This is a genomic window from Shewanella sp. MTB7, assembly GCF_027571385.1.
Taxonomy (GTDB): Bacteria; Pseudomonadota; Gammaproteobacteria; order Enterobacterales; family Shewanellaceae; genus Shewanella.
On the sequence record NZ_CP085636.1, the window covers coordinates 5,231,260 to 5,244,405 of the forward strand.

A 13,146-nucleotide genomic window follows, 5' to 3' on the forward strand; every position below is an offset into this window, starting at 1 on the left:
TCTCTATCAACAGCTTAACTAAACTAGTACAAAGTTAATACGGGTTTAATTAAAAATTGTGAGATAAAAATTATTTTTATGTCTATTTTTTATCTCTGTAGGTTAGACAAAGGAGGAGCGTGAATGAATACTGCTTATGTTTTTAAATATTATGTGAATGCAAAGTAATCAAAGCCCGACTTTTTAGACTGTATTCTTACGAAGATGTGATGTAGATCTTTTGGTGCATCAATTGTGATGTTTTTAAAACTTTTTAAGTCACAAGCAATATAGCTGAATCAAGGTAATCATAAAGACCTTACACATTGAATTAAAATGTTATTTTTCATTAATGCTCCCCTTCAATTATGTACTTGATACTGTCACATAACTTACAAAAAACCATACCAACCTAACCCCAAAACAAGAGCGATAAGGGCTGTAATCAAGATGTATAGAACTTTATCAGTAATAGTTTGTCGGATGCGCCTTTCAGCCTCTAGTGCATGTTTAAGATCAAACAGCCGTTCATTAGGAAGTTGTAAAGCTTCATTATCACTTTTTAATCTCAGGTTTAATTGTTCAATTAAACGACAATACCATTCCATTAAAAAGCATTTGGCCTTATAAAATTCTTTACTAGATATGAGTTGATAACGAGGAGGAGTAGCTGAATCGTTAGAAACGTTAGAAACGTTACAATGATCACTTAAACTCTTCCAAATAACCCAAGATTCCTGCCCATTTTCCTGCAAAGATTCTAACTCAGTGATTTGAGTGACTAGCTTTTTAAGCTCAATAGATTCTGAAAAATTAATACATTCATCGACACTACGCTGGCCAAATGTAGCATCACTTTTCTCAGATGAAGATGAAGTTATTACTATATTCCCATGCGCAACAATATTGCTATTGCCGCCCACTGATTGGCCCTTTTCAAGTAAGGCTGGATCTTCCAATTTAAGCCTGGATGTATTTTCAGGCTTTTCGAGCATGCTATTACATTTCTCTGTTGCTTTGTTAGACATCATGCCTTTCACAAAACTGTCAGTATCTATGTCTTTGTCATCCATGAGTAATTACCTCGCGTGCTATTACTTTTATGTCGCAAATAACTGTATAACTTTAGCTCCTAATTCAACAGGATCGACTTCCACACTTTCGTCCTGTGCTTGTTTAAGGACCTGGTATATCTCCATCGCAACTGGATAAACCATTTCAGGATATGCCAATTTTAATCCTGAACGATGAATATATTTGGCGACAATCTCTATTGCTTTCTCTTGTAAATTAAAATCAAAGTCAGCTGAAAAACTACGTTTCCCAGTGATAATAAACTGCACATCAAAACCAAGTTCAGCCAATAAAGCGAGTTTGTCTGAAGGTATTGCATAACCAGCTTCCCATCGAATAAAGGTACCTTTATTTACCCCTATCTCTTCGAAAACTTCCTTTTGAGGAAGATTTAAATAGATTCGCTCAGCCTTTAAAAAGTTCAATTATTCACACCAAATGGTTGACAAGTTCAATATATTAAACCTATACTGAGCCCATCTTATTAACTTGTTTACGAATTGCACTTCGTAAACAACATATATGTACCAGAGGATTAAATCATGAAAGCCAATGAAATTAAAGCTGCTTTGCAAGAGCGAGGCCTCACTTACTCAATGATTGCTGATGCTACAGGGATTAAAATTGCCCATATCAGCGCAATTATCAACCGCCATAACAAATCCATGAGGGTTGCCAACATAGTGGCTAAAGCAATAGAACAACCTGTGGAACAGGTATTTCCCGAGCATTTTTCCGTGCTAAATCAACGTAAGAAAGATCAAGAGCGGCGTCAGGTCGCAGTTGATATTCTTCGTCAGCGTTTAGCTTCGTAGGTATAGAGGAAGGAACAAATAACAGACTCCGCCAATGGCTAGCTAGAGTCACATCATCCAGTTGATAAATATTTATTTGGGAAATATTTGTATGGCTTTCAATAAAACCAAAATGCACTATGAGCTTAATACGCATCAAACTCCAAGACAGCAGTTGCAGCATAGTGATGTCTTGCACCCAGACTCCCCATTGCACTACCTGCTGCCTTTGTGCCGAGTTCAGATGCGCCAACTGCTCAAACAAAGTACGAACATTCCCTATATCACTAGGCAACATAGGCGTACTGAGCAAGTTGATTTCAGCCAAAGTCTCTTCACTAAGAGCCTCGCCCAACCAATGGTTAAATACCTGACAACTTATATCCGTTTGCAATGTGCTGATTTTTTGCCTGCTCATAATTGCTTCTTGCTTGATTACCGTGTGACTGAAAATTTAGCTGATGGCCGCATAGTTTGTATAGATGCAGAGCAATACTTTGTTTGGAAGCACGCTTACAAAAGGAGTTTCTAATGGCTGCCCGAAATTGGAAAAGGCAAGTCCCCAACTCACTCAATCACGCGCTACGTCTGTGTAAAGAGCATGGTTTGGATAAACAGAACCTGTCAGTAGAACGGATTGCTGAGCGGATGGCCACCACCGTCGATACTCTATATAAATGGTTGGGGAGTGGCAGAATGCCAATCAACCAGCTAATTAACTATGAAAGCTTAACTACTGGCAATAGCCGCACTGGCCGCCCCTTCGTTACTGAATATTTAGCCCACTCTCAAGGCTACCTGCTAATAAAAATGCCCACGGGCCGTCAAGCTGAACACACTGAAGTGCTAGAACTGAATATCTTTATGCAACAGTTCATAGCCGAACTACTTAGTTTACAGGCGGGAGAAGGCGATGCTGACAAAGCCATCGTTACAGTAAAAACGTTAATTCAAGATCTGGCATTTCAACATAAGAATATTGAGCAGCATCAATCACCGCAGCTGGATTTAGGAGAGGATTCATGATGAAAAACACTACCAATAACGACAGCCAATATATCTCTAGTCACCTGCAACGCGCGTTTAAAGTGATTGATATCATGGTTGGGCATGAGGTTCTGGGGATCACCCCTGGAACATTGGCCAAATTAGCCAACACCGCACCAGCAAACATCACTCGCCTTCTAGATAATTTGGCATTAGCGAATCTTGCCGAACGTCTACCTAATAATCCAACCCGCTGGCGTTTAACGGCAAAGTTTGCCCAATACTCAAATTCAATATCACTAAACTTAAATCAAGCACAACTGCAACTACAGCAAGACCAACAAAACTACAGTTTACTGGCCGTTTAGCGCTAAGGAATTCTCATGAAAAAGACAGACACAAAAGTCAGAGATCTATCTCCAGAACAAGAAAAAGCGGTAGTAGATGCCAAAGAGGTGCTGGCATCTAAGCAAGATACGTTATTGCAATTAGGACAAGTCCAAGCATTTAATTTTATCAGCAAACTGGTAACTGTTACCGAATTGAAGGTTTTGCAAAACATTAAGGAATCTAAGTCTTATAAGGGCTTAACCTATAAAAATGAAAATGGCGAACTGGTAACAGTTACCAGTTGGGATGAATGTTGTCAGTACATATTACTCACTGACAGAAGAAATGTTGATAACCGACTAATCACTTTAGAACAGTTTGGCGAAGAGTTTTTTGAAGCTTCTAAAAGTATGGGGCTAGGTTACCGTGATCTTCGTAAGTTACGCCAGCTGCCGGAATCAGACCAAAATCTAGTCATCGATAGCGAAGCTATTGACATGGGCGACAAGGAAGCAGTGAAAGAGCTAATTGAAGATCTTACCGATAAGCATGCAACAGAGAAAGTTCACCTGAAGGAGCAATTGGGCGAAAGCCAGAAACTAGCAATGGTACGCAACAATCTACTACAAGACGCCAACAACCGCCTGAATATTACCACCGAAGAGCTAGAGCAGTTCAAGGTCCAAAAAAATAACGCACCAGAGCCAAATCAATGGGCCAAACAGGTACATGAAATAAACCAACTGAGTACCCGACTAGCTGCAAAGGCCATTGAATTAGCTGAACAGCTTGATGATGTGTCTGAAACGATTATGGCCACAGAGGTCAATGAGCAACACAGTGAACGCGCCATGGAACATATGGCCGCAGTGCAAGTGCATTGTGTCGACCAACTCTTTTTAGCCGTTAACGCTCTGTCAATTGAAACACGTCAACGCTTCGATTTTTACGTTAACCAAGGACGCCCCATGTACAGCGAGGCGGAAATTTTGGCGCTAGAAACTGAAATAGATGCACGAGGTTAACCATGGCCACACATACCCCTTCAAATATTAATATGCAGGACAGTTATCGCCAGCTGGCCAAGCAGTTAGATGCAGCACCTTCGGGTCATCAGGGGGTATTGCGTATTGCGTTTGAGGAAATGCACAACGTCTCTAAAAGAACCGTTTACAGTAACCTCAAAAAAATTGGCTGGAGTAGTGGACGCAAAATACGCTGCGATGCAGGAACAACCTCTATTGATGAAAAAACACTTGAAGAATTGGAAGCAGTAACCCGTTTAAGCCTACGTGCCAATGGTAAACATACTATGCCAACTACCGTTGCAGCCTCCATGTTAGTCGGCAGTGGACGAGAGATTAACTTGTCCAACTCACGCCTCAATGAATTACGCCGTCAGCGCAAGAGTACCGCGCAAGATCAAAAACGTGCCAGCCCACACCAGCAATTACGAACGTTATACCCGAATCATGTACATCAAGTCGATCCGTCTTATTGTCTGCTCTATTACGCACCAAGCGGTGAGCAACATGTGCAGAAGTTTGTTGATGAGTCCGACATGTATGCTAACAAACCTGAGAACCTGGAGAAGATAAGCAATCTTAAGTGTTGGCGCTATGTACTAACAGACCATTATAGCGGCAGCATTATCGTTCGCTATTATCAGAGCAAAGGTGAGACCAGTGCCAACTTATGGGATTTTTTACTCTACAGCTGGCAAAGCATCGACTCTCGCCCGTTTCGAGGGGTACCAGATATCATGGTGTGGGATAAAGGCTCAGCTAACACCAGTGGCGCGATTAAAAATGCACTTGATGCATTGCAAGTTGAACACATGACTCATATGGCCAAGAATCCTCGTGCGAAAGGTCAAGTAGAAAGCAGTAATAACATAGTCGAATGCCATTTTGAGAGCCGCTTGAAATTTGAGCCGGTAAACAGTGTCGAAGAACTCAACCTGGCTGCCGAAGCCTGGTACAACGCTTGGAACTCCAATCAACTCCCACGCCAAGACAGCCGTTTGCATCGTCGTGGTATGCCACAACCCATTGCACGATTTGATTTATGGCAGCGTATTTTGAAAACGCCGGAGAAACTGCGAGAACTTCCCCCTATAGAGATGTGTCGCTACTTATTGAAAGCCGCTCCAAAACCCAAAACGGTACAAGGCAGCTTAGATATCAGCTTTAAGCATCCTGCCGCACCTAAAAGCCAGCTGTACTCCCTCAAAGGGTTAGCCCATGTAGCAATTGGTGAAAAAGTGGCTGTAGCCCCGCTGTATTACGGTAACTGTCAAATCATGGTGACAATAAAAGATGGCTTAGGTGAAGAATATCATCATGTTGTAGAGCCTAAAGAATTCGATGACGCAGGTTTTGCCCTCGACGCACCGATATGGGGTGAGTCGATTAAAGCAATGCCAGATACCGAAGTTGAGAAGCGCAATAAAGCCTCTGACAGAACAGCATTTCCCAATATGGATTTAGATGACATTAAGAAAGCTAAAGCCAAACAGATCACCCCGTTTGAAGGCACCTTAAACGCCCACAGCCATTTACAAGACATCAAGCAACCCATCTTTATGCGTCGTGATGGCAGCAATATCGAACTCGCTGAGCAATATCAACCAGCCTCACGTGAGCCACTGAGCCGTATTGCGCTGAAGCGTTTAGTCGTGACGCAGCTAGACCGAGCGCTAAGTATTGAGGAAAGCCAACGCCTTGAGAAATACACGCACGTATTTGATGAAGATATACCGCAAATTGTAGCCACTTTACTGCAGCCTGTACAGCCACTAAAACGAGTGAAATAAGGACATTGAAATGAACGAATTAACGATTGACCATGTATTAAAGCGTCATGACATGACACGAATGGCGCTACTGAGACAATTAAATAACGAAGGCTATTCGATTGGTAAATGCTCTATGCGCAATCTTGCCGAAAAAAACCAATGTCCACGTCGTGCTCCTGCCGCTGCGGTGAGAAATGCACTTGGCCATTTATTAGGGAGCAGCATAAAAGAAGAGGAATTGGACACGATCTTTAAACATCAACCCAATGGAGGAACTAGCAACGTGGATATATCACAGCCCGTGTATGGCGTGATTGAGCAGCTTCAAATAAATGACCTGAGTCAAATGCAAGTCATTAACGCGTTAAAACACGATGGGATCACTCTATCACCCACCGCCATGAGCCAAATTCTACGCCACGGTATTTGGCCCAAAACGGTTAAACGCGTTGATATTGAAATGTCCATTAACGCTTGGCTCGCCCAATTTGTGTCTAAAAAGCAACTTAATGATATGTGGAAGGTACGTGGTGCAACAGTCAATGCCAATCCTAAAAAATCGTTAACCCCCTTGGACAATGTTGCACTTAAGTCACGTATCACTTTTGAGCAACCGGAGCCTGAAATGCTAAATCAAACCACGTTACGCCATTTTAAATTAACCCGTCATCCTTTTGAAAATGAAATACGAACGGAGGCAGACTTGTTCATGAGTGAGCAGCAAATGATGTTACGTGAAGCCATGGTGCAAGCCAGTATTGGCGGCAGCATCCTTGCGATAATTGGCGAGTGTGGCTCAGGAAAAACAGAAATACGCAAAGGCTGTTTGGAATACCTCAGACGCCATCATCCCGAAGTGATTGTGATTGAACCAATGGTGATCAACAAGAAGCGCCTGACTGCTGAGATGATTTTTGATGCCTTAGCCGAGGAACTGATGCTGACCTCATTGCCTGGAAGCCTTGAGCGTCGAGCACGTAAAGTTGAGAGCGCGCTGAAGCGTAGCGTGAAAGCGGGTAATCGTCATGTGCTGATTATTGAGGAGGCTCACGATCTGAGCAATGACGTTGTGAAATACTTGAAAAGAATATGGGAATTGAGTGATGGCTTTAATCGTTTAATCAGCATCATCTTAGTCGGCCAGCCTGAGCTTTCACAAAAGCTTGCCCCCTCAAACTACGAAGTACGAGAGTTCTCCCGCCGTTGTAATGTGATGAAGGTACCGCCACTGGGACGTTCACTTACTGACTATATTGCCCATAAGTTTAACCGTTGCAGTGTGGACTATTTAAATGTGATTGAGCCTTTGGCCATTGAGGCATTGCAACTAAGACTGCAAGCCAAGGTGAGTTATGGCATGGCGGCAAAAGCGAGCGAGCATCAGGACATGAGTTACCCGCTAATCGTGAACAACTGGTTAGTGTGCGCCATGAACTTGGCCGCCAACCTCGGTGAAACTCCCATTAGTGCAGATGTGATTAAGGAGCTGAAATGAACAAGGTCAATGAACTCGTAATGATGAATTTAGCCTATGCACTGAGGTGTGCGGCGGTTTTAGATAAAAATGGGATCACGATGAACCAGGTGATTTTAGACAGACGTAAGCCCTGTATAGAGGTCATAAATAATAAAAAGCTGGAACAATTAACCCCCGTTTCAATTGCTATTTCGAATCAGAATGGTCGCCGCTATGAGCGTTTATCTGCCGAAATAGAAGGCACTAATGTGCAGTGGCTTCAACCCATTAATAACTAAACCATCAATTAAACGGAGTAAGCCATGAATGAAATAACGTTACCACCAGGATTTATGTGTGATGCCAAGGGCAATCTAGTCGCGCTCAGTAACATTAAAGCCATTGACCTTATCCGCGATGAGTTAGTGGGTAAATTGTCCGGCTTAGCCATTAAGCAGCAGGCACAAATGCGAGCCTTTAAGACGTCTATGCTTAATGAACTTGAATCGTTTGTATCCCTGTCAGCCGATGAGTACCAGCTAAAACTTGGCGGCAAGAAAGGCAACATTACCTTATTAAATTTTAATAGTACCTTGAAAATTCAAATAGCAATAAGTGATCAACTGCAATTTGATGAACGGTTACAAGTAGCTAAGCAGTTAATTGATGAATGCATTCATGACTGGTCAAACGGGGCGAATGACCGCATTCGAACCTTAGTAGAGCATGCGTTTCAAGTTGACAAAGAGGGCCAAGTGTCAACAGCAAGAATTTTGGGCTTACGCAGACTCGATATGGAAGATGAACGTTGGGATCGTGCCATGAAAGCCATTGCCGATTCAATCCAGGTGACGGACAGCAAGTCTTATATTCGCTTTTACAAACGCAGCGACACTGAAAATGCGTGGCAAGCGATATCACTTGATATAGCAGCACTTTAGGAGGGAAAAATGGATAAAATAAGCGACGATTTCCAAAATATAGCTGATAACGCAAGAAGCACTGCAATTCAAATTCAGCCCATATTAAACCATGTTGCCCAGCTTATGGCTCATGAAGAAGTTGATGTTCCCATTGATGAACATTTTGATTTAATGTCGACATTCCCCGTTGAAACAGTCTTTGTACTCGCAACATTAGCAAAAGAGTACTCCGAGTTGAAATGCTCATTAGTTAATTGTCTTGATCTTAAGTCTGTTGCAATTTATGACATCTCTCTAACAAGCGAGAGAGACTTAACACTATTTAAAATAGGAGTGATTGCTGCACTGAATTTAACCTCTAATCCTTCTGCACTAATGGCTACCGATAACAATGATCAAACCAATTTATCTAAAAGCAACCTTTTAAGGATTCATGATGAAAAAGCAATTTAAGCCTAGATCTTGGTACATCAAGATGATCCATATTGGTAAGAATCAGTTAAAAGTTGATGAACAATCCTACCGTGCAAACTTGATGGAGCTAACAGGTAAGCGATCGTGCTTGGATATGGAGATCCCAGACCTCTTTAAGGTTTTGGAGTTTCTCAAGTCTAAAGGCTTTAAATTTAAGGCAGGTAAAGCAACCAAGTCAACCAAGAAGTCAGCACCAACACAACTTGATAAGCTACGCCATATTTGGATAACCATGAACCATCAGGGCTTTTTAAGAGATGGATCTGACCATGCATTAAATAAGTGGAGCATGGGGCAAACTAAACGCCTCAATAATGGTAATGCTATCGCCAAGCTGGAATGGCTACAACCCAACATGATTAGTGCTCTGATTGAGCAGCTTAAAAGATGGCACATGCGCATGCTTAGCGAGGCTATCGAGCATCAATATTTAGCGGCGGGTTTACTAAGCCAGGAAGGGCAGCTTAATGCAGAGGACTATCAAGCTTTTGTTGATCTTGATGATTGCTTAAAAAAGTCGAAAAACCAAGAAAACCTGAGTGGTATTTATAACGCATTAAGCATTATTTTGTCACATGACAGAACCACGCCTAAGCATAGTTGGTGATTAATGAGTCCTGTAATGGCTCTACGTATATATGTGGGGCCAGGGCAAAACATAACGAGAGAAATTTATGAGTCAACGTGAACGTTCTGCAGCATTTCTACTCGATATGATTATTCATATCGAGTCTTTGCTTATTGAGTTTGGCATTGAGAAAGATAAAGCTACAAAAGTCGCTCAGAATACTGTTGATAAAATCCGCCTAGCATATGGCCGTGAACAGTTTTACTTCCCACGTGGTGACAGCTTAGATGTGGTACTTTCTCATCATAAGATCTATGCAAAATTCAGAGGCAATAATCATGTCGAACTTGCTAAAGAATTTGATCTTTCAGTTCCCTATGTTTATCGCATTGTAAAAGCCATTCAAAGTGCAGAGATCGCAGAAAAACAGTCTGAATTATTTTAATCATTTGCGTTATCTCTTTCCTTCCTGAGTAACTGGTGTGTATTAAAAAGTATCAATAAAAAATCTATCACTAAACTGCCCCAGAATCAGTTTCAGATGATGAGCTGCACAGATAAACAATAGTCTGTTGACCTACTTTTGCTAACCGATAAGTGAATGCTACTGACTGCTTTAGATAAGACATCAATTTCAATGCTCACTTTCAATTTGCCGTGCTCGTTTATTCAGTGCCACTCTGGTAGAATGCTTATAAATCAATAGCTTTACTTTAGTAATCCTTAAATAATAGGTTTATTGAATGTGCATGCCCGTTTTGCAAAATATACGCGCATGCGCACTATACTAAGACGTTAGGCATTTAAGCTGTCAATTCAAATTTCGAGTATAAATAAAATATGTCAGACTTTTTAGTAGGTGTTCTATCTAGTGTTACAGCTACAATTATTATCGCAGTAATTGTCAAATGGATTTGGCCAGCCTTTAAGAATAAGTGCCTTTATAATGGTATTCGCATCGATGGTGAATGGGATATTGTTGAGCTACGGAATAATAAAAATACTAAAGTTGGGCGTATAAAGTTAAACCAAGACGGGCGTTACATTTCTGGTAGTAGCCACAGATCAAAAACACGAGATGGAAAGCAGTCAGAACGTAAATTTGAGTATTCTGGAGTAATATCTGGGAATCAAATTACTTTAATTTTTGAAGATTCTAACGGTGTTGGTTTTGATACGGGGACTTACGTATTCACAGTTCTTAATGACAAGAAAACCATGGATGGTATGGCTACATTCCACGGTAGAAAAGAAAATAAAATTGTCTCTGAACCGAGAACTCTAAGTAAAGTTTTAACGTAGTAAAATGCCTAACAGAGCGTTATGCACTTAAGTGGTTTACCGTCATCAAGGAGATTAAATGGCGTTTGCAAGCATGTTAAAAGACACCTTAACCATTCATCGAGCTAACGGTGAAACGATAGAGAATGTTAAGGGTAGTGTTCAAAAAAATAAAATTTACATTCAGCGTTCAGATATTTTAATAGAGTCAAAAGACAGAATTCAACGCTCCATGTCAAATGGTGGTGTAGAGGAATATGTAGTAATTGAGCCAGGGTTTCACGAAGGTTTAGGTAGTATTAAAGCTGGCTACCAAATGACGGTTGAAAAAATCCAAGGTGAAAATGAAAGTAGCACTAATACTGTTAAGGATGAAGTGTTGAATAACAAAGTTTTTATAGTCCATGGTCATGATGAATTAGCAAAAATAACTCTTGCACGATTTCTTGAACAAGGTGGGCTAGATCCAATTATTTTGCATGAACAAGCCAGCTCAAGCCAAACTATTATCGAAAAAATTGAGTCCCATAGTGATGTGGGTTACGCAATAGTTTTGTATACACCATGTGATGCAGGGGCAAAATCTGGATCTAAACTTGTTCCTAGAGCTCGTCAGAATGTTGTGTTCGAGCATGGCTATTTCATAGGAAAACTGGGACGTTCTAAGGTTACTGCTTTAGTCAAAGGACATGTAGAAACGCCTAATGACATTAGTGGTGTTGTGTACATAGACCTAGATGATCGTGGTGCTTGGAAAATGGACGTAGCTAAAGAGTTAAATAACGCTGGGTTTTCTTTTGATTTAAGTAAAGCAATGTGAGACTGACATATGAATTTACCAAGTTTAGAGTGGGTATTTGAAAGCTTAGAAAGTTGGATGAGGAATGCTTCAGTTCAAGAGCAGGAAGCTATGGGTTTATTTCTTGATGCGCTTAGCTCTACTCAAAAATATTTAGGTAGACTGCAAAGGGATATGTCATTCGCCAATATTGAAAGTGAGCATGAGTTATCAGATGCATGGAATGCTGCTGCAAAGGCTGTGCGAAAATATGACTACGATTTATATCAAAGATGCCTAGCGAAAGCTTGTCACTGGACTGGTTCCAATGAATTTAGAGGGTGTGAAATTTCCAAGTTAAATATTTCAATCGAAAAAATGATTAGTATTGCATCAAGTAAAAAACGTGCATAACGTTGATCAAACGGACGGTGTCTATTTTATTGGGTGAAGATCAGTGTAACAGTTGGCTCACGCTCGTTCCTCGCAAGTTTAGCCAACTATTTCACGCCGCTTAGCAAGGCGTTGAGGCTGTAGAATTATTCCCAAGCTGAAATTATGGGTGAAATTTACGTTCAGAGAATGCGTTAATGCAATTTTTTAAAAGACTACTGCCTCAGAATTCACGCAGCTACGCGTTTTTGGGCTTAATTTTTATCATTTTGTGAGTCTATTTTTTCTAGAAGAGTAATTCTACAGGCTCGTTACCGTATATCCACTTGCCATATTTTTCCTAATGATACTTATCACTTTAAGAGCCTTAAGCCTAAATCATTTATGTCCAGAAACGTGTTAGTGAGTGAATAATCAACAAAGACCATGCCAAGCTAGTACTCTTTTCTAGCTTGGTATGGCTGGTTAAATCAGGCATGATCTAGTTATCATAATCTGCTTAAACCCTCATTCTTTTAGTCCTATTGGATTTTAGCTTTGCACCAATTGCTAAAGGTAATACCCAATGAATCATTCAACAAAGAAAAGAAAAATCTCGAACAGGAGGTCTACCTAGATCACAATTTCTATTTTCACTATTTGAAACTCTTTTTAATATATCATCCCGCCAGATCTTAACTGATCCCTCCAGATCCCAGAGTTTTCTCGCTCTTTGCCAATAGTTTTCTCTCTCTGTATCAGCTTGAGACTTAAAACGCCCTTCCCAGAACCGCCCCGTGCAGTTATCTTCTTTATTCGCCATGCGGGCAATCGGCTCATTGAGTGCCCGCAACTATTTTGAAAACGTTAGCAAGATATATCGCTTAATCTACTTAGGTATTGAGCAATTGAATGCTTTAGACCACTAACTTCAACACTTTCAATTAATTCACCTTTAGCAAACTTTTGGGTGCTATCAGTGCCTTTAAATAATTGATGCCAATGTTCCACGACCTCTCTATCTGTCCAAGCATTTGCTTCATAGATATTAATCCTCAACACCAAGTGAAAATGATTAGACATCACCGCATAAGCGCTGACATCTATGGCAAAGATAGTGGCTAATTCTAACAATCTGGATTCAACCCAATCTCGGCGATGTTCATAAGATTGACCAGTATATTTATCAACTCCCGTAAGCCAGGATTTGCGCACACACCTAGACACACAGTGATAAAATGGCGTGTCTTCTAAACTGATTAACGTACTTCTTGGCCTAGCCATAGCAACCTCAATCCAACGACAATTATTAAAGCTTAGTCAGAGGTTGTTA

The 13,146-nt window shown here is 40.9% G+C and carries 17 protein-coding genes and 1 pseudogene; 15 read left to right on the forward strand and 3 right to left on the reverse strand.

Annotation, left to right across the window (positions count from 1 at the left end; genetic code table 11):
- Positions 1-371: 371 nt before the first annotated feature.
- Positions 372-1,052, reverse strand: a complete 681-nt coding sequence (locus HWQ47_RS22740) for a hypothetical protein (protein WP_269968273.1) — start codon at positions 1,050-1,052, stop codon at positions 372-374.
- 27 nt (positions 1,053-1,079) lie between these two features.
- Entirely contained in the window at positions 1,080-1,478 is a 399-nt protein-coding gene (locus HWQ47_RS22745) for a helix-turn-helix domain-containing protein (protein ID WP_269968274.1), read from the reverse strand.
- A 117-nt stretch (positions 1,479-1,595) separates the two neighbouring features.
- Here HWQ47_RS22745 and HWQ47_RS22750 point away from each other — a divergent pair, with 117 nt between their 5' ends.
- From HWQ47_RS22750 to HWQ47_RS22820, 15 genes are all read left to right on the forward strand, one after another.
- A complete protein-coding gene (locus HWQ47_RS22750; protein ID WP_269968275.1) occupies positions 1,596-1,868 on the forward strand; it encodes a helix-turn-helix domain-containing protein in 273 nt (90 codons plus the stop codon).
- Positions 1,869-1,959: 91 nt separating this feature from the next.
- Complete coding sequence (locus tag HWQ47_RS22755) at positions 1,960-2,379, forward strand: hypothetical protein (RefSeq protein ID WP_269968276.1); 420 nt, start codon at positions 1,960-1,962, stop codon at positions 2,377-2,379.
- Entirely contained in the window at positions 2,379-2,873 is a 495-nt protein-coding gene (locus HWQ47_RS22760) for a hypothetical protein (RefSeq protein ID WP_269968277.1), read from the forward strand. Before HWQ47_RS22755 ends, HWQ47_RS22760 begins: the two co-directional genes overlap by 1 nt.
- The gene (locus HWQ47_RS22765) at positions 2,870-3,202 is read left to right on the forward strand and encodes a hypothetical protein (protein WP_269968278.1); all 333 of its coding nucleotides are present in this window, start codon (positions 2,870-2,872) and stop codon (positions 3,200-3,202) included. The genes HWQ47_RS22760 and HWQ47_RS22765 overlap by 4 nt, the downstream gene beginning before the upstream one ends.
- Before the next feature lie 15 nt (positions 3,203-3,217).
- Positions 3,218-4,189, forward strand: coding sequence for a hypothetical protein (locus tag HWQ47_RS22770; RefSeq protein WP_269968279.1), 972 nt, complete (start codon positions 3,218-3,220; stop codon positions 4,187-4,189).
- A gap of 2 nt (positions 4,190-4,191) precedes the next feature.
- Positions 4,192-5,979, forward strand: coding sequence for a hypothetical protein (locus HWQ47_RS22775; protein ID WP_269968280.1), 1,788 nt, complete (start codon positions 4,192-4,194; stop codon positions 5,977-5,979).
- A gap of 10 nt (positions 5,980-5,989) precedes the next feature.
- Positions 5,990-7,456: an ExeA family protein gene (locus tag HWQ47_RS22780; protein ID WP_269968281.1), complete on the forward strand. Its 1,467-nt coding sequence runs from the start codon at positions 5,990-5,992 to the stop codon at positions 7,454-7,456.
- Positions 7,453-7,716 carry a hypothetical protein gene (locus HWQ47_RS22785; RefSeq protein ID WP_269968282.1) on the forward strand — a complete coding sequence of 88 codons (264 nt, stop codon included), beginning with the start codon at positions 7,453-7,455 and terminating at the stop codon, positions 7,714-7,716. Before HWQ47_RS22780 ends, HWQ47_RS22785 begins: the two co-directional genes overlap by 4 nt.
- A gap of 24 nt (positions 7,717-7,740) precedes the next feature.
- A complete protein-coding gene (locus tag HWQ47_RS22790) occupies positions 7,741-8,358 on the forward strand; it encodes a DUF3164 family protein (protein ID WP_269968283.1) in 618 nt (205 codons plus the stop codon).
- A 9-nt stretch (positions 8,359-8,367) separates the two neighbouring features.
- Complete coding sequence (locus HWQ47_RS22795) at positions 8,368-8,793, forward strand: hypothetical protein (RefSeq protein WP_269968284.1); 426 nt, start codon at positions 8,368-8,370, stop codon at positions 8,791-8,793.
- The gene (locus HWQ47_RS22800; RefSeq protein WP_269968285.1) at positions 8,774-9,421 is read left to right on the forward strand and encodes a gp16 family protein; all 648 of its coding nucleotides are present in this window, start codon (positions 8,774-8,776) and stop codon (positions 9,419-9,421) included. Before HWQ47_RS22795 ends, HWQ47_RS22800 begins: the two co-directional genes overlap by 20 nt.
- A gap of 67 nt (positions 9,422-9,488) precedes the next feature.
- Positions 9,489-9,827 (forward strand): Mor transcription activator family protein, encoded by a 339-nt coding sequence (locus HWQ47_RS22805; RefSeq protein WP_269968286.1) that lies wholly within the window; start codon positions 9,489-9,491, stop codon positions 9,825-9,827.
- Positions 9,828-10,222: 395 nt separating this feature from the next.
- Positions 10,223-10,684 (forward strand): hypothetical protein, encoded by a 462-nt coding sequence (locus HWQ47_RS22810; RefSeq protein WP_269968287.1) that lies wholly within the window; start codon positions 10,223-10,225, stop codon positions 10,682-10,684.
- Between the two features lie 58 nt (positions 10,685-10,742).
- A complete protein-coding gene (locus HWQ47_RS22815; protein WP_269968288.1) occupies positions 10,743-11,483 on the forward strand; it encodes a nucleotide-binding protein in 741 nt (246 codons plus the stop codon).
- Positions 11,484-11,492: 9 nt separating this feature from the next.
- Positions 11,493-11,855 carry a hypothetical protein gene (locus tag HWQ47_RS22820; protein WP_269968289.1) on the forward strand — a complete coding sequence of 121 codons (363 nt, stop codon included), beginning with the start codon at positions 11,493-11,495 and terminating at the stop codon, positions 11,853-11,855.
- 718 nt (positions 11,856-12,573) lie between these two features.
- Here the strand turns inward: HWQ47_RS22820 and HWQ47_RS22825 are convergent.
- A pseudogene (locus tag HWQ47_RS22825) lies at positions 12,574-13,097 on the reverse strand (transposase); the annotation flags it as partial.
- Positions 13,098-13,146: the final 49 nt, after the last annotated feature.